Source organism: Marinifilum fragile JCM 15579 (assembly GCF_001310955.1).
In the GTDB taxonomy this organism is placed as follows: Bacteria; Bacteroidota; Bacteroidia; order Bacteroidales; family Marinifilaceae; genus Marinifilum; species Marinifilum fragile.
In genome coordinates this window covers 244,693-265,160 of record NZ_BAZX01000004.1, presented here as the reverse complement: position 1 = coordinate 265,160, position 20,468 = coordinate 244,693, and the positions used below count along the sequence as shown (strand labels likewise).

At 35.2% G+C, this 20,468-nt stretch carries 21 protein-coding genes; 7 read left to right on the top strand and 14 right to left on the bottom strand.

Going from position 1 to position 20,468, the window contains the following annotated elements; all coding sequences use genetic code 11:
- The 6 genes from JCM15579_RS05835 to JCM15579_RS05810 all read right to left on the bottom strand — a co-directional run.
- Positions 1–285, bottom strand: a 285-nt coding sequence (locus JCM15579_RS05835) for a histidine kinase dimerization/phospho-acceptor domain-containing protein (protein ID WP_054717058.1), incomplete at its 3' end; no start/stop codon positions are given.
- 91 nt (positions 286–376) lie between these two features.
- A complete protein-coding gene (locus JCM15579_RS05830) occupies positions 377–682 on the bottom strand; it encodes a hypothetical protein (RefSeq protein ID WP_054717055.1) in 306 nt (101 codons plus the stop codon).
- A 370-nt stretch (positions 683–1,052) separates the two neighbouring features.
- Positions 1,053–2,024, bottom strand: a complete 972-nt coding sequence (locus JCM15579_RS05825) for an NAD-dependent epimerase/dehydratase family protein (protein ID WP_054717052.1) — start codon at positions 2,022–2,024, stop codon at positions 1,053–1,055.
- Between the two features lie 2 nt (positions 2,025–2,026).
- Complete coding sequence (locus JCM15579_RS05820; RefSeq protein WP_054717049.1) at positions 2,027–2,809, bottom strand: SDR family NAD(P)-dependent oxidoreductase; 783 nt, start codon at positions 2,807–2,809, stop codon at positions 2,027–2,029.
- A 234-nt stretch (positions 2,810–3,043) separates the two neighbouring features.
- Positions 3,044–3,730 (bottom strand): hypothetical protein, encoded by a 687-nt coding sequence (locus tag JCM15579_RS05815; RefSeq protein WP_157471351.1) that lies wholly within the window; start codon positions 3,728–3,730, stop codon positions 3,044–3,046.
- Positions 3,731–4,452: 722 nt separating this feature from the next.
- Positions 4,453–5,448 (bottom strand): putative type IX sorting system protein PorV2, encoded by a 996-nt coding sequence (locus JCM15579_RS05810; protein WP_218186071.1) that lies wholly within the window; start codon positions 5,446–5,448, stop codon positions 4,453–4,455.
- A 279-nt stretch (positions 5,449–5,727) separates the two neighbouring features.
- On the opposite strand from JCM15579_RS05810, the gene JCM15579_RS05805 reads away from it, so the two are divergent.
- Positions 5,728–6,471: a CDP-alcohol phosphatidyltransferase family protein gene (locus JCM15579_RS05805; RefSeq protein ID WP_083464554.1), complete on the top strand. Its 744-nt coding sequence runs from the start codon at positions 5,728–5,730 to the stop codon at positions 6,469–6,471.
- A 68-nt stretch (positions 6,472–6,539) separates the two neighbouring features.
- Here JCM15579_RS05805 and JCM15579_RS05800 read toward each other — a convergent pair whose 3' ends face one another.
- From JCM15579_RS05800 to JCM15579_RS05770, 7 genes are all read right to left on the bottom strand, one after another.
- Entirely contained in the window at positions 6,540–7,394 is an 855-nt protein-coding gene (locus tag JCM15579_RS05800; protein ID WP_054717043.1) for a CPBP family intramembrane glutamic endopeptidase, read from the bottom strand.
- 1 nt (position 7,395) lies between these two features.
- Positions 7,396–8,163, bottom strand: a complete 768-nt coding sequence (locus JCM15579_RS05795) for a DUF3858 domain-containing protein (protein ID WP_054717040.1) — start codon at positions 8,161–8,163, stop codon at positions 7,396–7,398.
- 17 nt (positions 8,164–8,180) lie between these two features.
- Complete coding sequence (locus JCM15579_RS05790) at positions 8,181–9,332, bottom strand: transglutaminase family protein (protein ID WP_054717037.1); 1,152 nt, start codon at positions 9,330–9,332, stop codon at positions 8,181–8,183.
- A 141-nt stretch (positions 9,333–9,473) separates the two neighbouring features.
- Positions 9,474–10,568 carry a chorismate mutase gene (locus JCM15579_RS05785; RefSeq protein WP_054717033.1) on the bottom strand — a complete coding sequence of 365 codons (1,095 nt, stop codon included), beginning with the start codon at positions 10,566–10,568 and terminating at the stop codon, positions 9,474–9,476.
- Between the two features lie 223 nt (positions 10,569–10,791).
- Positions 10,792–11,925: a cytochrome d ubiquinol oxidase subunit II gene (cydB, locus tag JCM15579_RS05780; protein ID WP_054717030.1), complete on the bottom strand. Its 1,134-nt coding sequence runs from the start codon at positions 11,923–11,925 to the stop codon at positions 10,792–10,794.
- Between the two features lie 2 nt (positions 11,926–11,927).
- Positions 11,928–13,481 carry a cytochrome ubiquinol oxidase subunit I gene (locus JCM15579_RS05775; RefSeq protein ID WP_054717027.1) on the bottom strand — a complete coding sequence of 518 codons (1,554 nt, stop codon included), beginning with the start codon at positions 13,479–13,481 and terminating at the stop codon, positions 11,928–11,930.
- Positions 13,482–13,485: 4 nt separating this feature from the next.
- On the bottom strand, positions 13,486–13,713 hold the full coding sequence (locus JCM15579_RS05770; RefSeq protein ID WP_054717024.1) for a DUF4492 domain-containing protein: 228 nt from the start codon (positions 13,711–13,713) through the stop codon (positions 13,486–13,488).
- A 645-nt stretch (positions 13,714–14,358) separates the two neighbouring features.
- Here JCM15579_RS05770 and JCM15579_RS05765 point away from each other — a divergent pair.
- Genes JCM15579_RS05765 through JCM15579_RS05755 form a run of 3 tightly spaced genes read left to right on the top strand, consistent with a single transcriptional unit; the run spans position 14,359 to position 17,620 of the window.
- Positions 14,359–15,294, top strand: a complete 936-nt coding sequence (locus JCM15579_RS05765; protein ID WP_054717021.1) for a 4Fe-4S dicluster domain-containing protein — start codon at positions 14,359–14,361, stop codon at positions 15,292–15,294.
- A gap of 49 nt (positions 15,295–15,343) precedes the next feature.
- Complete coding sequence (gene nrfD, locus JCM15579_RS05760; protein WP_054717017.1) at positions 15,344–16,684, top strand: NrfD/PsrC family molybdoenzyme membrane anchor subunit; 1,341 nt, start codon at positions 15,344–15,346, stop codon at positions 16,682–16,684.
- Positions 16,685–16,696: 12 nt separating this feature from the next.
- A complete protein-coding gene (locus JCM15579_RS05755) occupies positions 16,697–17,620 on the top strand; it encodes a c-type cytochrome (RefSeq protein WP_054717014.1) in 924 nt (307 codons plus the stop codon).
- Here JCM15579_RS05755 and JCM15579_RS20420 read toward each other — a convergent pair.
- Positions 17,617–17,754, bottom strand: coding sequence for a hypothetical protein (locus JCM15579_RS20420; protein WP_172677371.1), 138 nt, complete (start codon positions 17,752–17,754; stop codon positions 17,617–17,619). The two genes, JCM15579_RS05755 and JCM15579_RS20420, sit on opposite strands and share 4 nt — an antisense overlap.
- A 105-nt stretch (positions 17,755–17,859) precedes the next feature.
- On the opposite strand from JCM15579_RS20420, the gene JCM15579_RS21820 reads away from it, so the two are divergent.
- From JCM15579_RS21820 to ccoS, 3 genes are read left to right on the top strand one after another with little or no spacing between them, the layout of a single operon-like run.
- Positions 17,860–19,278 carry a heavy metal translocating P-type ATPase gene (locus JCM15579_RS21820; RefSeq protein WP_218186070.1) on the top strand — a complete coding sequence of 473 codons (1,419 nt, stop codon included), beginning with the start codon at positions 17,860–17,862 and terminating at the stop codon, positions 19,276–19,278.
- Positions 19,224–20,261: an HAD-IC family P-type ATPase gene (locus JCM15579_RS21815; protein WP_218186074.1), complete on the top strand. Its 1,038-nt coding sequence runs from the start codon at positions 19,224–19,226 to the stop codon at positions 20,259–20,261. Before JCM15579_RS21820 ends, JCM15579_RS21815 begins: the two co-directional genes overlap by 55 nt.
- Before the next feature lie 5 nt (positions 20,262–20,266).
- Positions 20,267–20,467, top strand: a complete 201-nt coding sequence (ccoS, locus tag JCM15579_RS05745) for a cbb3-type cytochrome oxidase assembly protein CcoS (protein WP_054717010.1) — start codon at positions 20,267–20,269, stop codon at positions 20,465–20,467.
- Position 20,468: the final 1 nt, after the last annotated feature.

The window sequence follows — 20,468 nt, the reverse complement described above, 5'->3', positions numbered from 1 at the left end:
TGTACATTCATCGATGAACATATTCAAATCTATGAATCCATTCACTACTATTCCTTGTTTGGATTCTAATTTTGAACTATTAATTAGATTATTAAGCAATAATAACAATCTACTAGAGCAAGTATTTACATAGTTTGAGTAAAGGAAAATCTTTTCCCTTGATAAATTTGGGATAAGCAAAAGTTCTGAAAAGCTTATTATCCCTCCTAAAGGAATCCTTATTTCATGTGCAATTGAAGCAATAAATTGCATTCTTTCTTCGTGTATTTTATCTTTTTCATTCATAGCAAGCGGGTTTGATATTAATTACATTTGAATGGTGCCTATAATTAGGCACCTCAGAAACTGTTACAGCGCAATGCTCTAACAAATTCATCTAGTAAAATGGCCATAGAGTTTTAATTTCAAACCTCGCATTAACAAAAGATCTGTATTCAAGATGTTCTAACATGAATCTTCGCTTTGAATCAATTGTCATAGCCTTAATAAATAATTGTATATTTCTTTTAACTTTTGACCTAACACCTATAGATGACAAATCATTAATTGTCATTGACTGAACACCAGTTATAATCATAGCATCAAGCCCAGATTTTGCAACTTTAGTAATTTTATAATCTTCACTTTGGACTTGATTGGTTGAATTCTGAATCAATTCTTGTATAAATTGTTTTCTTTTCATTAGAGTTATTATTAGACATTCACATAATTTTCTTTGGCGAGCGGAGAGCAAGTAAATGCTAATACACCTAAACCAATTGATTGTTTCCTAGTATTATAGGTTACTAATCTGGCACAATTGCGATTTTACTCTAATATTAACTTTTAAATTAAGATTGGAATTCGATCAGATCATACAGAGGAGAATAATAAGTGATTCTGAACACCTATTCTAAATGAATAATTTATAATTATACGTATTCTTTTCTTAAAAGGTTATTGAGATAAAATATCATATAGTCAATTATCAACTTTCAATATGTTGGTTTGAACCTCATCGAGCTGAATATTATAAAAACAATCGAGCCTATTGATAGGCTATTCATATTGTACTAAATTCTTTGATTATAAAAATTCAACGAATCAGATATTGCTTTATCAACAGATGTAAAATTAAGATTCAATTCACGTTTAGCCTTTTCGTTGGTATAATAGTTCTTAGTTGTTAGAACCCTTGTATTTACTGATGACACATCCGTTTTAAATTTTAATAACCTAAGCAAATCACCAATCAAGCCTAAAATCAACAATAAAGAATCAGGTATAAGAATTAATGCTGTTTTTTGATTATTGATTAGAATCATTTTGTGATAGAATTCTTTATAAGTCAAATTTTCATTGGCAACAATAAATTTCTCACCAGACATTTTCAGATCGAAGGCCTTAATTATTGCTTTTGCCACATCAGCCACATGAACAAAATTTTTTCCTCCTGAAGGGTAATATACAAAACGCTTATTTAAGGCCATTCGTATTATTTTCCCAGAACTTGGTTTAGTATCGTATGCACCTAGCATAAAGGTTGGGCTAATGGTTGTGATATTCAGCCTTGTTGCAGCATTGTCTACAATTTGCTGAGCCCTCTTTTTACTCACCACATATAAAGATTTTGTAAAAGGAGCCATCATGGACTTACACTCATCACCAGGGTTAGATAAACTTCCATAGCCATAAGTATTTGCAGTACCAATGTAGATTAACTTCTCAATTTCCGTCTTGAAGCATGCTTTAATTATATTTTCTGTCCCCAGTACGTTTACCTGATAATAATCGGAAAGCTTTAATAACCGTTGTGAAGTAATTGCTGCTGCATGAACAACATATTTACACCCTTTCATTGCATCGGTCATCTTCTCTAAATCAAATAAATCACCTTCTACAAGTTTTAAGTTCTTAAGTTCAGGTTTAAGAAAATTACTTTTCTTTCGAATTAAGCCGGTAACGAAATAACCTTTCTCAATTAGCATTAAAGTTAAGTTTGTACCTAACAATCCGTTTATTCCGGTTACAAATACTTTGTCCACTTTTATTTGTTTTTTAATTCTCTACGGACAGCTTTAGACAACAAATAAAGTCTTAACCAAATTGGCAGTACTTTTAACACAAACCAATTGAATTTATTACCGTTAAGCATTATTAATCTATCTCCTTTAAAAAGTTGTCTAATTGCTATTTCTGCAACCTTCTCAGGCGACAGTAATCCTATTTTACCCCAAACCCCCTGTTTATTTATTCGAGCAGTTACGTCGGGATTGGTTTTCATAGGTCCTGGATTTACAACACTTACGAATACATTTGAATTTTTATATTCCTCACATAATCCTCTGGAAAAGTAATGTACAAATACTTTTGAAGCAGGATAAACCGTTTTGAAGGCAACAGGGCTAAATGCAGCCATACTCGAGACATTTAGAATATATGATTTTTCTTGCTTTTTCAAGTTTTGGAACAGCTGTTTTGTCATAATGGTAGTAGCCATTACATTTAACTGGATAATTGTATTGAGATAATTAACGTCAGCATCGTTAAATCTTTTGGTCCCACCAACACCTACATTGTTTATTAAAATTGAGACATTGTACCTTTTATTAATATCATTTGTAATCTCAACGATGTTCTCAATTTTAGTTAAATCAACTTCATAACACAGAGATTTTCTATTGAATTTACATTCAATATCTGTGCATATATCTTTCACCCCTTGGTCAGGCAAATCAATTAAGATTGTATTGTACCCTAACTTGGATAATTCAAAAGAAAAGGCTTTACCAAGTCCTGCTGCTGCTCCTGAAATAACTGCAAAATCCATATGAAATTTTTATTATCCGTTTAATTGGTAAAATACTTAGATTAAGAATATTCAATTAATCAAACCTTTAGGTAAAAAGATACTATTCACACTTAATATCAAAACAAATGACCTCTGTAAAATATAAAATACAAAAGGATAGGCTGAAATCAAAATTGTACATTAGCAAAGGAACGCCAACAAAAAAAGCAAGCCCAAAAGCTTGCTTTTCTACATATCCTATTAAAGGTTTTACTATTCATTGGTAACAACCTCTTCTTCCGTACGTTTTCTGTTGGCAGGATTAACAATCATTCGTGCATTTTTGTAGGCACGATAAAATTCCTCATCCCCATTAAATAACTCCATAAAAGGATCAATCCGATTAATCAGCAAACTATAAATTTCAACGATACAATCTTCAATCATTTCGTTGGTGTTTTTGCGTTCGTTGATTAATTGGCGAGGCTCTATCATGAGCTTTTCGAACTCGGCAATCTCTTTGTTCAGTTCTGCCTTTAATTCTTCAGTTAATCCATAATCAGCCAATTCGGTAGCTATAGGAGCAATTTTCTCTGCCAGGTTTTTGGCATAATTCAGCAGGTCTTGCTGGCGCATTCTCACTCCCAATTCAGCTTCTGATGTCACCAAAAAGTTCAGTAAATTCTCATCCTTTTTCATAAAGGCATAAACATGCACCACATTACTTACCACCAGGCATATGGATATCAATTCGGCCTTTGCCACATTCTTATTACCTGCAGGTTTGTTCGGAATACTGCCTACTTTTGCAAAAAGTTCAACGGCTTTGTCTACCGAACTGTTTAAAGCAGCTACCGCATTTATCATTGCAGGAATTCCTGAATATTTGCTCTCATTGGTTTTAAGAACACTTACAACTTGTAGGTTTGCATTGTGTCGGGAAATGATTATTTTCTTCATTTTAAAATAGTATTTGTTTTTATTGTTTATATTATTTTGCTCGAATGAATTTAAAGATTTCATATCAAAAAACAAAAACTACTGTTTAGTTTAATTTTGCACACAACACTCATTAACTGTATACTTACAGATAACATTCTTGCAAGTCATTGATTTCACCAATAAAACAAAGGAGAATTATGAATTCACTTTTATTTTCGACTAATAGAATTACATCCCATATTTATGTATATCACAGGCTTTCTAATCAAAATACACACGAACTGAATCATTTTCCCAGTCTACTGAATCGAAATTAAAAGCTATCTAATTGAAATGAGCATGCATTGAAACGAAATGCCTAGGCGATGAAGAGCACTTTGTATCTACTGAATTGAAATTAGCATGCACTGAACCACAATCCGGGTGTTATGAATTGTAATTCAGGTCTACTGAATTTAACTTCAAGTGCACTAAATCGAAATCTGAGTCTTCTGAATCACACATCCTGCGTTCTGAATCGAACTGCAGGCCTTCTGAATTGGAAAGTATACCTATTGAAGCATCCACACCGAGGATTGAAGCAAAGATTGTGATGCCTGAATAGAAATGTCAATGGTTCGAGAAAAACGATCAATTCACAAACCGAACCATTAGGTCTTAAGAAAGAATTCCCTAATCAAACGAATAAGCCAAAGAAAACACATTGGAATATCGAGCGATGGACTGGTCGCCAACATCGGTTAACGCATAATCCAATCGGAAATTTCTGTAGTTGATTCCCAAACCAAGGTTGGCTGAAAGGTCCAGCTTTTACTGTTGTCGAAATCTGTTTCTTCCTGGAAATTATTTACCCCTGCACGCAGGAAAATGAACTTTTTAAAGGAAGCCTCGATTCCCATGTGTGGATCAATACTTATGGGATCGCTCTGTACCAAAACATTCCGCTTACCATCGAAAGTAAGATCAGTATTGAACTCGGCCAATAGGGCAAACTTTTCAGACAATTGAAACTCTCTGCTCACACCCAAAATCAACTTTGGCAAAGTTAGCTCGGTTGAATTCTCAGGTATTTCGTTGCCGGTTACTGCAAACACCTCTTCCAACTGATCGGTTTTAAACACCCATGAATTGAAAGTGCTTGTAGCATCGCGCAAAAGTGCTCCAAATTTCCATGAAGATGTGCTGTAGGTCGCTGCCAAATCGATTCCAAAACCATAAGCCGAAGCAAAATCGCCGGTATGGCGATAAATCAGTTTTACATTCCCCCCAACATTTAATCCTTTGATCCCTGTTTCTCTTGCATATGAAATCAGCAAGGCATAATCGGCAGAGGTAAAGGTTGTGATGCGATCGTAACGCAGGTTTCCATCCTTATCGATTAGCTCCAAAGTATTTGGGATATCATCCACCCCAAAACGGATAAAACTGAATGCTATGGCACTTTCTTTATTCAACTTTACAGCCAATCCTGCATAATCGTAGGCCGATAATCCGCCAAAATACTCCGCATGCATAGCTGCCACATCGTATTTGTTGTCGATTTTAACCAATGAGGCAGGATTCCAGTAAGCCGCTTCAACATTCGATTGAGAGGCAACACTGGCATTTCCCATGGCAAAGGATCGGGCACCAACTCCTATGGAAAGGAATTCGTTACTGTAGGTAGGAGCCGAAGTTTGCGCCACTGACAAACTACAAAGTCCTAATAGTAAAAAGAGTGTGAGTAATACTCGCATATTGTACAATTCTAGAAACGTAAAAATAACATGCTTTTTTTAATCTGTAGCATAATTGGGGTGTAAATAAGTAAAATAGAGAATTTCCACTGGGTAAAAAGCTAAACATGCTTAGCATCTCCGAGATGCTAAGCATATTGTAAAAGCAAACTTCTATACGGTTCTGTTAGAAAAGTTACAATAGGAAATAAGTGCAATTACACTCTCTAATTGTTTTGTCTGATCAGCAGAATCGAAAAATTCACTTATTTTTGTGAGTCTATAAACAAAACAGAAAGCATGAGCATTGTAAAACACATCCCAAACACCATTACCTGTTTAAATTTATTTTCGGGCTGCACAGCAAGTTTATTGGCCGTTGAAGGTCATTTGGAATTGGCAGCAGCTCTGGTTTTAGTCGCTTCGGTATTCGACTTTATGGATGGTTTGGCAGCTCGAGCGCTAAAAGCTTACTCGGCCATGGGTAAGGAATTGGATTCGCTGGCAGATATGGTAAGCTTTGGTTTAACTCCTGGTTTGATTGCCTTTGGTTATCTGAAAATTGCAATTTTAGGTGATGCATCTGTGGATTTTAATCCGGATGAATTGAGCATTTCGCAAATGGCAATTCTTCTATCGGCATTTATCATTCCTATTTTTTCGGCTCTTCGCCTGGCAAAATTTAATGTAGACGAACGTCAAGCAGCATCCTTTGTTGGTGTGCCTACTCCTGCAAACGCCATGTTTTGGGCTTCGATTCCTTTGGTATTGTATTTTGGCGATTATCCTTTTATTGTAGAATGGTTAAACAATCCTGCAATTATTATTGTAGCCATTGTAATTACTTCGCTTTTGCTAACGGCAGAAATTCCAATGTTTGCCTTAAAAGTGAAAAACCTAAGCTGGCAGGATAACAAAATCAGATACCTGTTTTTAATGAGTTTGGTTTTATTGGCCGTATTGGTAAAGTGGCTTGTAATTCCACTTGTAATTTTTGTTTACATCCTGTTTTCGATGATTGATAATCTTACGAAGAAGAAATAAAAAACCATATAAACAGAAACGCCGCAAAGATGATTTGCGGCGTTTTTCATTTTAACCTTTTTCTGCTACTATTGGTTGTATTTTAATTCCTTTATTGGTTCTTCATTCTTCTTAAAATAATTTTCGAAATATCGATATGCCAACCAAACAATTAAAACAGCAATAAGAAATAACCCTATTCTCTCTACAGTTCCTAACCCTAACATCTCTGCCCATGAAGTAGCATCGGGATTAGATTTGCTAAGAAAAAAGGCCGTTCCATTATTCACAGCATGAATAACCATACAAAGTAGAAGCGATTTTGTTTTCCAGTATAGATATCCCATTACAATCCCTATTAAAAAAGCTACAACAAATTGCCATGGATTAAAATGTATAATTCCAAAAAATACTGCCGACCAAATAATCGCTTTCCAAGGATTATAGTTTTTTAGTAATCCATCAAGCACAATTCCTCTCATTAATAACTCTTCTAATATTGGAGCTGCAATAGCCACTGTTACAAATCCCCAAATATTGTCCTGCATCATGTTCTTAAATAAATCCATTAACCATTCAGGTGCTGGCACCCAACTTGTGATTTCAACATTTATTACCAACATGCTTAATGTTACAATTACCACCACAGGTAGAATAACCAGAGGGAATGGATTAAATGCAATGGCGCTTTCATTTTTAGGATTTTTCTTTTTAAAACTTATAGCAATAAAAATCATAATGCCTAATGGCACAACATAATTAACAAAACCCATAGGGCCTTGCAAAACATCTCCCAGTGCATACTGAATTAATCCAACAGGTATACTGTATCCAATCATAACGAGCAATAAAATTCCTATTATTCCCCACGATTGCTTAATGCTTGGATATGCGAATTCTTCCGTCTTAACAACTTCTTGTTGCTGTGTATTCAATTCTTCCATTTTATTTTTCTGATAATGTAGTGTTCTTTTTAATTACGACCTGTCCCTTTAATGAGGATAGCATATGAGTAAACAACTCTCTTAATTCTCTATAATAATCTTTACTGAAGAAAGTTTTTTTGATCTCGAAAAGAGTTCTCACTTGCAAGCTATTGGATTGTTTCTGATTGCTTATTAAATACTTCCCAAAACCATTAGAAAGTTTAATAACTTTTGACTTAGGACATTCCTCAATACTAAATTCTTCGGGAAGTTTAATATTAATTAGAATTGATTGATATCGGTGGTAGTTAAAATCAATGCGATATTGCCTATCCTCTTTTATAAATGGATTATCTGTAAAAACACTTGGGAATGGCTCGAAATATATCATATCACTTTCAAAATCCATTTCTGTCATTGGCAGATTACATGTAATTTCCAAAGGTTTATTTACGACATCAAGGTTGCGGCTCTCAACTGAATCTTTATTCAATTCTACCTCCGATTCGTCAATCATTGTTTTCAAAAACTCTTCCAAACCATATTTATTGATGAACTTTCTTGATTCTACCGAATAATAACCGGTCTCCATAAGTTTAAACTTACAGCTTGGCTCATTCATATTTGTAAAATCATAGTTTAGCAACAACTGTTGGCGAGACTTTTTATAAGCCACCACCTTTTCCCATCTAGCTCTATCTTTTTCGATCACCAAAGCCATATGATTTAAATCTTTCTCAGCCAGCAATTGATATGGACGGTAAGGCGAAGTAGCATTTAAAAACATTTTATTCCCAAATATTTCTACATAGCTAAAGCCTGATTGAACTGGCTCATTAAAGGATAACCCGTTTGAAGAAGACCCAAGTTGTTGGTACGAGTTAAAGCAGGTTCAGCTTTTATTCCAGCTTCCCTTAAAAGTAAAACCAATAAATAATTCATTTCGGAATTTGAAGCTACCTTTTCTTCTAAGATTTTTGGAGGAGTTTTTTTGGGGTATAAACGATATTCTCCATCCCACTTTACATGATTTCGAACATAGTCATATATTTTCTCTACTTTTTCCCAGTCATTTTCATCACCCTCTAAAATTTGCTCAACAATTTTTTTAGCATAGCCTTTTCTACCAAAAAAATCGAAAGCTTTTAAGTATTCGCTGGCCAACTTATCCCAAGTCGATTTTACGGTAACAAATTCAACTCCTCCAGCCATTCCATCCCCATTTTTATAATATCCCGTTAGCTGAAAACGAATTTGCTCAATAAAATCTGTATAATTATTCACATATGGCTCTTCCTTTATCGATTTTAAATGAGATAATATCCACTCATTACTACTTACCGAAGGGTATTTAGCACTTAGCTTTTGCCCAAAGCTTACCATATTATATCTAAATGATTCTGGAATATTTACCTTAATAGAACTGTAATATGTCGGAATATCATTTTGAAAATACCATGTATCCAAGTAAGAGTAAAAATTGGAAACCAGCGCATATTTATATTCTATTATTGAACCTACCTTCACATTTGGCATTCCAAAACGCACAGCTCCATAGCTTTCATTCAAATCAACATCAAAAACAGATTTTCCATCCAGATCTGTTACCTCTTTGCCATGATCAGGATCAAAGTTTATGGTCTGCCCCTTAACCGAATTGATTTTTTCCAATCCATCTTTTCGCCAATATGGGAGTTCTACATTGGCTTTATCTAAACCTTCTTCCTTAAGAATTTTAATTCTCACATGATGATGGTAAATGATTGATCTATAACTTACATCAACCACACAGGTTTTGCTTAAAATAACGGCAACCGCATCCGTTTCGTAAGAACATTCAGACAGTAAGATTTCATCTTTTGAGAATTTCCCATACTTTATTCCTTTTGCATGAGAACTATAATACACTACCAACAGGCAGCTTATAAGCAGGCAAGCTTTGGTTAGAATTTTCATCAGGTGATTTTTTTGATCACCTGAAACTAAACAAAATCGAAAACTTTATGAACACATGTTCACAAAGAATGATTAAATCATAATAATATAGATTCGGTAAAAATAAAAGCTTGGTTAAAAAGTTTCTGCAAGCACTTTGAATTACTTTCTATTCATTACTTCATTCTGTCTAAGAATGGCTTCTTTATGAATCATTCTAAGAAGTTGAGTTATAAACTTCTCTGACAATCCCAAACTTTTTGCTAGATCAACTCCACGCTCACGAACCTTTTCCCATCGCTGAAGTTGCAGAATCGTCATATTCTTTTCCTTTTTGTATTCACCAATCTCTTCAACAATATTCATTCGCTGCGCAAGCAATTCAATCAACTGTGCGTCTACCGAGTCAATTTGACTTCTAAATTTTACAAGTTGGTCAATCTCTTCATCACCCACTACATGTAACCTACAAACCAAACCTCTCAACAGTTGATTCAAGTCTTCAGGTGTTAATTGCTGATCGGGATCACTCAAAGCTTCTTCAGGACAAATATGACTTTCTATCATTAAACCATCCATATTTAAATCCATCGCTTTCTGAGCCATTTCGTGAATGTACTTTCTACTTCCTGCGATATGACTTGGATCGCAAATGATAGGCAAATTGTGGAAACGAGATTTTAATTCAATAGGAATCTCCCATTTTGGAATATTTCGCAGAATGGTTTTTTCGAATGGATAAAAGCCTCGATGAATAGCTGCAAGCTTTGAGATCCCTGCTTTATGTATGCGTTCTAAAGCACCAATCCAAAGGTTGATATCTGGATTAATTGGATTTTTAACCATTACTGGCACATTCATCCCCTGTAAAGCACTTGCCAATTCCTGAACGGAAAATGGATTTGATGTTGTTCGTGCTCCAACCCATAAAATATCAACATTATGGCGCAAACACATTTCAACATGTTTTGGTGCTGCCACCTCTACCATGGTTAACAAACCAGTTTCTTGCTTTACTGTATTCAGCCACTGCAATGCATCCAACCCTCTACCTTCGAAAGAATTTGGCCTGGTTCTAGGTTTCCAAACTCCTGCTCGAAATATCTGCACCTGTTTTGTGTCGCTTAAAGCCTTTGCTGTTGATACCAACTGCTCTTCAGACTCTGCACTACAAGGTCCACTAATCACTATTGGATGAGTATCCAATTTCTTACTGAACCAATTATGTATAGGTTTGATATTATCCAGTCCACTCATATCTTAAAAATTAGGATGCACAAAAATACATTTTTAGTTGATATCTAAAAACCCATATAAAATAATCGGCAATCATTAAACGATTGCCGATCAAATTATCTTACTCTTCCAATTTCGATTCAAACTTTTTTAAAGCATATCTTACTGCTTTATAACTTACATATATTAAGAGTGGCCATGTAAGAAGCCATATTATTGATGATAAATACATGATTCTCTATTTTTAGTACAAATGATCTTCACTTCTCAATTCTTCCAAGTCTAATTTTTTATTATTGATAGCTCTCCAGGCCCAAACAATATAGGCAATTACGAAAGGAACCATTAAGGATACATAGCTCATTGCCGTTAGAGTGTAATGCGATGAAGATGCATTCTGAATGGTTAAGGAAGACTGCAAATCAGCATTAGATGGATAAAAAGCAGTATGATTAAACCCTGCCAACAAGAAAAGTGCAAATACTACCAGAATTGTTCCTCCGCCAGTAAACCAAATTCCTCTAGTATATTTCTCAGCTAAATAAGATTTAATTAAACCAAACAACACCAACACAACACCTGCAAGGAATAATATCAGAACCAATGGCATTGCAAGAAAATTGTGTAAGTATTTGTATGCTTCCATACTTACAACACCCGTTTCTGCATCAACTGCAAAACCATCCATAACCAATAAGCGAATTGCAAAAAATAAGAAAACCACTAAAAAAGGAATTCCACAATACAACAACTGCTTTTTCGATCGATTAAAAATTGCTTCATGCTCTATACTATTCATGAAATACAAGCTTCCCAACAAACGCGCCAAAAAGAAAACCGTTAAGCCCAAAGCTACATTGTGTAGGTTTAAAACGGCCTCTAATCCACCATAGGGATTTGCCCATTTTGATTGGTTCAATTCGTTTACGGTAAATTCTGCTCCATTAAAGAAAGTTCCTACCGCAGTTCCAATTAATATTGTTCCCAACAAACCATTGATAAACAAAAATACCTCGAAGGTTTTTGCTCCCCAAACATTTGAAGGTTTAGAACGAAACTCATAAGCTACTGCCTGAATGATAAAACAAAATAAAATAGCCATCCATACCCAATAGGCACCTCCAAAAGAAGTTGAATAAAACAGTGGAAATGAAGCAAACATTGCTCCCCCGAATGTAACAAGGGTAGTAAATGTAAACTCCCACTTTCGTCCCAGAGCATTAATTAAAAGTGTTCGTTCTTCGTCAGATTTTCCCAATCTGTATATTAAAGTCTGGCCTCCTTGAACGAACATTAAGAAAACTAAAATACTTCCTAAAAGTGAGTCAATCACCCACCAATATTGTTGCAATGCTAAATGTGATAAATTTTCAAACATGATTAATGCCCTCCATGATTTGGTCCTAGTTTTATTTGTTTCAACATGATTTTAATCTCAGCAATTAAAAGTCCTGTGAAAACAATCAAAAACAAAAAGAAAGTGATCTGAACAGATGTTGTATCAATATTTGATACTGCAGTAAGCGTAGGCATCAAATCTTGAATAACCCAAGGTTGACGTCCCATTTCTGCAACAATCCATCCACTTTGTGATGCCACATAGGCCAATGGAATATTCCAAATCGCAGAACGTAAAAACCATTTTTTACTAACTATCGATTCTTTATAAACGAACAATAAGGCCAATGTAAACAGCAGTAAAAACCACATTCCCAATCCTACCATGATGTGAAAACTATAGAATGTTATCGAGATTGGAGGGACAATGTTGTATGGATCATCGAAATATCCGTAACCAAAATACTTAAAATTCTCGTTCAGCTCATTTAGGGAGCTTTGTGCCAAAGCATCATTCTTATCTTTCTGAGCTTGCTTATAGTTTTTCAAAGCATGAATGGCCTTGCGTCCCATTTCTATTTTGGTTGCTACCGGTGGATGAATAACGCCGTCATTATCCGTATAGCCATTAATCACATCATTTACCCCAGCAACAAAGGCATCGCCATCCATATATGCCATGTAAGAAAGCAAGTTTGGTATTTCCAATTTAAAATGAAAGTCCATCATATTGTCATTTCCACTTTCCGAACTAGATGACATTACTCCTATGGCCACCAATCCTGCTCCTTTCGAACCATCATACAAACCTTCCATAGCGGCAAACTTCATAGGCTGATCACGAACAATTTCGCGCGCTGAATTGTCTCCGGTCATTACAGTAAACAAGGAAGTAATTAAACCAAACACAGCTGCAACCACAATACTTTTCTTGGCAACAGTCACATTCAGTTTTTTCAATAAATACCATGCACTTACACCAATTACAAAAACTGCTGCTAAAGTATATGCCGATGAGATGGTATGTAAAAATTTATTAATAGCTGTTGGTGAGAAAAGAACATCCCAAAAGTTCACCATTTCGTTTCTGGCAGTATCAGGATTAAATTTCATTCCTACCGGATTTTGCATCCATCCATTGGCAACCAAAATCCACAAGGCTGAAAGATTTGATCCTACTGCAACCAACCATGTAGATATCAGGTGAAACTTCTTGCTTACCTTGTTCCATCCAAAAAACATCACTGCAATGAAAGTCGACTCCATGAAAAAAGCCATAATTCCTTCTACAGCCAAAGGAGCACCAAAGATATCTCCTACAAACCAGGAATAATTCGACCAGTTGGTTCCAAACTCAAATTCAAGAATAATTCCTGTAGCAACACCAATTGCAAAGTTGATTCCAAACAATGTCATCCAAAACTTTGTGATCTTTTTCCATTCCGGATTTCCCGTTTTTACATAGATGGTTTCCATTATGGCTATAATGAAAGCCAAACCCAATGTCAATGGTACAAATATCCAATGATACATTGCAGTTAAAGCAAATTGAGCTCTGGACCAATCGACCAATGACATGTCGAAGTTTTCAATCATATTACTATTTTTTAGGATTAGTTAATTGTTCAATCACGTAATCACCGCGATCCTTATCGTTAGTGTATTTTGTTTTTAGAAAATTTGGGAAAAAGAATAGCTTTAAAACAAAAAACATAATAAACAACTTCAGGATTATAATCAACCACACTTGTCTACTCCACGATTTTTGTCCAGCAAATCCCTCGTAATAAAACATCCATATTTTTTTCAGCGACAACAGTAGTTTCATAAATAATCATCGATTTTATGCGTTGCTAATCTTTTGTAAATCACTCCATAAATTAAAGACCTCATCGTCTTTTATTGCTTATCAATAAACTATTCAAATGTATACTATATTCCTAAGCATTCAAGCATTCCAACATAGATACTTTTTATAACCACATTTAAAAAATCAATAAACATTTAATAAACAGGCAATTGTACCCAGTGTGATATTTTACACATCTACCTGTTAATCTAGGTTTTAGGAATAACACAAACCCTATTTTCAATATAAAATGTCTTGAAAAAGATTATTTCACTAAATGTTGGTTTTTGACTTTACAAATAATTACATAAGCCAACAATAATCACATATTCAAGAGATTATACTCAATATTTTTAAAGTCGAATTAAAATAATAAAAAAGAGAAGACCTATAATGAAGTCAAATTGCAACTGCAGGTTTTCGATATATTTCTTTATATTTGAGTTACAACGCAAACGTTGGTGAAACATAAAAAGATTAAACAAAAAGCCTTTAAAGTCAGTAAAATCAAGAGTTATTTATCCTTATTTAGAATGTTTTTAAAGAGCTATTGTTAGACTCAATTATTCCAATCAATTAGATGGCATAATTGATATTTTATTTGAAAACTAACCTTATATCATAATGAAAGAAGAAACATCAAACAACAGCAGAAGGAAATTCCTTAAAAGTTTTGGTATTTCAGTTGGTGCTGCAGGTGTTGTTAGTAGCTTTTCTCTAATTGGAGCAGCTAAAGCAGCAGCCAAAAAACCAGCAGAAATGGTGAATTTGCTTACACAAGACGGGCAGCTTGTGCAAGTGGATAAAAACCAATTGCGACCTACGGTTACTGAACCACTTGATGAACTTCAAAAAAGAGGTCGTGAAGGTATTCCTGGTAAATCATTTGTAATGGTGATAGACCTAAGCAAATGTCGCAATGCCAGAAAATGCATGGCGGCTTGTCAGAATCACCACCAGCTAAGAGCAGATCAGCACCATATCAATGTACTTCAAATGCAAGATGCTGAGCATACAGCTCCTTACTTCATGCCAAAACCTTGTCAGCATTGCGACAATCCTCCTTGTACAAAAGTGTGTCCTGTTGATGCAACTTTCAAGCGTCAGGATGGTATCGTACTTATCGACAACGAGAGGTGTATTGGTTGCCGATTCTGTATTGCAGCTTGTCCATATTCTGCTCGAATTTTCCAATGGACGGAACCTAAAGATTCTGAGAAGTACAAAGATCTTACTTATAATATTGAAGCCAACGTTCCTCAGAAAAAAGGTACTGTGAGCAAGTGTTTGTTTAGTGCAGACCGATTGCGTGAAGATAAACTTCCTTCATGTGTATCTTCCTGTCCGAATGGAGTATACTACTTTGGAGACAGAAATGAAGATGCTGTGACCAACGGAACTACTGGTGAAACCGTTCGTTTCTCGAAATTAATAGAAGAAAACGCTGGTTATACTTTAATGGAAGAATTGGGTACTAAGCCTAGAGTATATTACCTACCTCCTAAAAACAGAGCCTTTGAGTTTAATGGCGACTTGCTAAATGAGGAGAATCTTCACTAAATATCAAATTAAACAATAGATAATTATTTGCCCTAAATAACTAAATCTTATGAATGACTTACCTAAACAGAAAGAAACAACTCTTTCGTTTGAAAAAATAAAAAAAGACATTCTACATCCAATGCAAAACCACAAAGGTCTTGAACTTTGGATTGTATTTTTGATCGCAGTAATTAGTGTTTGCGGTTGGGCCTATTACATTCAGTTAAAAGATGGATTAGGTGTAACTGGAATGCGAGATTACGTTTCATGGGGATTGTACATTGCCAACTTTGTATTCTTTGTAGCGGTTAGTTTGGTTGGGATGTTAATTTCCTCAATTTTAGGATTGCTCCGAATCGATTGGATAACACCAATCTCCAGAATTGCAGAAATCATAGCCGTAGCCTTTGTGGCCGTTGCTGGTTTAGTAATTGTACTTGATATGGGGCGACCAGACAGAGTATTAAATGTAATGATTCATGGTCGTTTTCAGTCACCAATTCTTTGGGATGTTACGGTAATCACTACTTATCTAACAGTAAGTGCCTTGTTGCTAATTTTACCAATGATACCTGATTTGGCAATCTGTAAAAAAGAGCTTACCAAAGCTTCTCCAATCATGAAGAAGTTGTATAATATTCTTTCATTGGGATATATTAACACACCTGAACAGCATAAACATCTTCATAAGATGATTCGAACTTTAATGGTTCTAATCGTTCCAATTGGTCTTGCTATTCACACGGTAACTTCTTGGTTATTTGCAGCAACCTTGCGAAATGGTTGGGATACTACCATATTCGGACCTTATTTCGTTGCTGGTGCTTTTGTTGCAGGAGCTGCAGCCTTAATCATTGCGATGTATTTCTTCAGAGTAAATTACAAATTGCAAGATTATATTACCGATTTACAGTTCGATAAAATGGGTAAGCTTTTGGTAGCTGTATGTTTGGTTTACTTATATTTCAACCTGAACGAATTTTTAGTTCCTGGCTATAAAATGAAAACAGGTGATGACGTGCACCTAAAAGAATTATTCTATGGACACTGGGCAATCATGTTCTGGTCTTCTCAATTGCTAGGAAATATTATTCCTATCATTCTATTGGTTTATAAAAAATTCAGAAAGCCTTTACCAATCATGATTATTTCATTGTTTGTATTGGCCGGAGCTTGGTTTAAACGATATGTAATTGTAATTCCAACATTGCTTCACCCTCATTTACCAATTCAAAATGTTCCAGAGAACTTCGTGCATTACTATCCTACTGCAATCGAAGTTTCGGTAACAGTATTAAGTTTTGCATTGGTACTGTTGATTATTACTGTACTTTCTAAAATTTTCCCAGTTGTTCCTATTGTAGAAACAGCGGAAAGCAAGGGGATTGAAGTTAAAATTGACGCCTAAACGAAAAGAATCATGAAGAATACAATTAAAAATATAGCTGCTTTATTCCTGATTTTTATTTTCTCAGGCTCATTAGCAAATGCACAGGGATGGTCGGTTCCAAGCTCTGCAAAGAAGAAACAAAATCCTTACGAAGCCACTGCCAAAAACATTAGCTCAGGTAAGAAAATATACAATCTTAACTGTAAGTCTTGTCATGGTGATCCAACAATGGCAAATATGCTACCGTTGGCACCTGTTGCTCCCACCGATTTAGGTTCACAAAATTTCCTTGTACAATCTTCAGATGGAGAAATTTACTACAAGGTAAATAAAGGACAAGGTGCGATGCCAACCTTCGAAAAAACCTTAAGCGATGAAGACAAATGGATGGTCATAACATTTTTGAGATCATTTGATAAAAACAAAAAAGAAAGACAACAAGTTGCTGAGATTAAAAATCCGGAAGTTACTGATGTTAAATTAGAACTAAAAGTTAATGAGGCTGAAAAAAACATGTCAGCCAAATTAAGTGGTGTTACTAAAACAGGGAAACGTGTAGGTTTACAAGGTATCGAAATGAGTTTCTTGGTAAAAAGAAGCTTTGGATTTCTTGATGTTTCGGGCGAAGATCCATACACCAACGAAAAAGGAGATGTTCAGATTCAGTTTCCTAAAGATCTTCCTGGAGACAGAGAAGGACAAGTTAATATGCTTGTTAAAGTAACTGATGATGCATTCTACGGAAAATTGGAAGAAGCCAGAGTTGTAACTCTGGGTGTACCAACTGATCCTGTTAATCCTCTTGATGAAAGAGCTATGTGGGGAACCAGGGCTAATGCTCCAATCTGGATTATTGTGACTTTTGTAGGTGGTGTAGTTGGTATTTGGAGTGTAATCTTTTTGGTACTGTTCCAAATGATTAAGCTGCCAAAATTGGCCAGTAAGCAAGATTAATTTGATTCTTCACTTTCTTCCTTTTTGGATTTTGAAGGTCTTCCCAATTTATAAAGAAGATATCCAATACCAACAAGAAAGTGAAGAGCGGTTATCGCAACAACGATATAAATTAAACTTGAATCTGTTCTCATAGTCTGAATTTAAATTACGTTCTGCAAGATGGCAAATATGCAGCAAGAAACAAAAAATCAAATTTGTGTGCACTGTGGCGACGACTGCGGCAAACATCATGTTATGTGGATGATAAGCCCTTTTGTTGCAATGGTTGTTCAACTGTATATCAGCTTTTGCACGAGAATGAACTATGTTCGTACTACGATTTTGAATCCAATCCTGGAATTAAAATCGAGAGCGGTAAATTTAAAGAGAAGTTTGCATTTCTTGATGAAGAAGAAATTGCCAATCAATTATATGATTTTTCTGAAGGAAACATCCGTAAACTTACCTTATACATTCCGGCTATTCATTGTAGTTCTTGCATTTGGCTACTCGAAAATTTAAATATTCTCAATCAGGGAGTTTTAAAGTCGATGGTTAATTTTGTGAAGAAAGAGGTAAGCTTGACCTTCGATTCCGATCAAGTTAGTATTCGTCAACTGGCTGAATTATTATCTTCTATTCACTATGTACCTGAAATTACTCTGGACAAGCTTCAGCAAAAACAAAACAAGGATGCCAACAAAAAATTGCTTTACAAAATAGGTATTGCAGGCTTTTGTTTTGGAAATATCATGCTGCTGAGCTTGCCCGAATACGTTCCGGGAAATGAATATTTGGAAACGCATTTCAAAAACTTCTTTGGAATGATGAATTTCTTCCTGGTTCTTCCGGTATTTCTGTATAGTGGTAATGATTACCTAGCTTCAGCATATAAAGCAATTAAACATCGCTTTGTAAATATCGACGTACCCATTTCACTAGGAATTTTGACTCTATTCATTCAAAGTTCGTATGAAATTTTTTCTGGTACTGGCGCTGGGTATATGGATTCCCTTACTGGTCTGATCTTTTTTCTATTGATTGGAAAATGGTATCAAAACAGAACTTACCAGGCTTTATCTTTTGAAAGAGATTATCGCTCCTATTTTCCTGTTGCCGTTAGCAAAATGGAAAATGGACAGGAAGTAAGCACCCCAATCGAGAAATTGAAAAAAGGTGATATTATTCTAATCAGAAATCAGGAATTAATTCCTGCAGATAGTATTCTGACCAAAGGTGATGCACAGATCGACTACAGCTTTGTGACAGGAGAATCGAAACCTGTATTTAAGGAAGCTGGTGATCAGATTTTTGCTGGTGGAAAGCAGATGGGTAGTGCAATTGAACTGACCATCGAAAAAGATGTAGTTCAAAGTCGCTTAACTCAGCTTTGGAATCAGTTTGATGAAGAAAATAGTGAAGCCTCAAAGCTGAATTCCTTAATTGACAAAATCAGTAAACATTTCACGATAATCATTATTGCCATTGCAGCATTAAGTGGATTGTACTGGCTATTTAATGACACTAGCAAAGCCGTTTTCGCATTTACATCAGTATTGATTGTCGCTTGCCCCTGTGCTTTGGCATTATCAGCTCCTTTTGCTTTGGGTAATACCATGAGATTAATGGGACGATTGGGAATTTATTTGAAAGGCTCGCATGTGTTGAGAAATTAAACTCCATCACAAGTATTGTTTTCGATAAAACCGGAACCATTACCCAGGCTGATGAAGTGAAAATTTCCTTTGAGGGTGATAAGCTAACAACTGAAGATTATGTAGCGGTAAAGTCTTTAACCAGACATTCAACTCATATCTTAAGCTCTTCAATTTACGATCATCTAAAAGATATTAGTCCAGAGAAGGTGGAAGATTATCATGAACTCCCATCTATGGGGATATCTGGCTTTGTAAATGGACGCGAAATCAAACTGGGTTCAGCTAAATTCATATCTGAAGGTATTTCAGAAAGCAAATCACTAACAACAGAAGTATACTACTCGGTTGATGGAAATGTAAAAGGTCACTTTACCTTAAGCAATCAATACAGAACAGGTTTATCAGACTTGATTAAAAATTTATCATCGAAATACGACTTACATGTTCTTACTGGAGATAATGATGCGGAAAGAGAAAATCTTGAAAAAATTTTCCCAGCCTCATCTAACCTTCGTTACGATCAATCGCCGAATGATAAATTGGAATATATCAACCAATTGAAGAAAGAAGGCAAAAAAGTACTGATGATTGGTGATGGATTAAATGATGCCGGAGCTTTAAAGTCAAGCGATGTGGGAATTTCAATTGCGGATGATGTTTACCATTTTTCGCCTGCATGTGATGCAATTTTGGAATCCTCAAAGTTCTCTGAACTAACTCGATTCTTATCGATAACAAAAAAGAGTATTTGGATTGTAAAATTAAGCTTCCTACTGTCGTTCTTGTACAATTTTGTAGGCCTTTATTTTGCCATACAAGGGATTTTATCTCCTATTGTAGCAGCATTGTTGATGCCCATTAGTTCCGTTTCGATTGTAGCTTTTACAACCATCACTACTAACTTAATTGCAAAAAATAAAGAATCAGAAAATAAAATTACAGACAATAAAAATATAGAGCAGAAGGCCTTTTCATCAGCAAAATCTGTTCAATTAAATTAATTAACATGAGTGTTTTGTTCGTTTTAATCGGTGTGAGTATGCTAGTGGCGGGAGGATTCCTAATCGGATTTCTATGGGCCGTTAAAAAAGGGCAATACGATGACTCCTACTCTCCTTCGGTAAGAATTTTATTCGAAGACAAAGAGAAGAAGGCAGAAGAATTATTAGATCTAGAAAATACAGCAAAGAAGAACCATAAATCTTAAT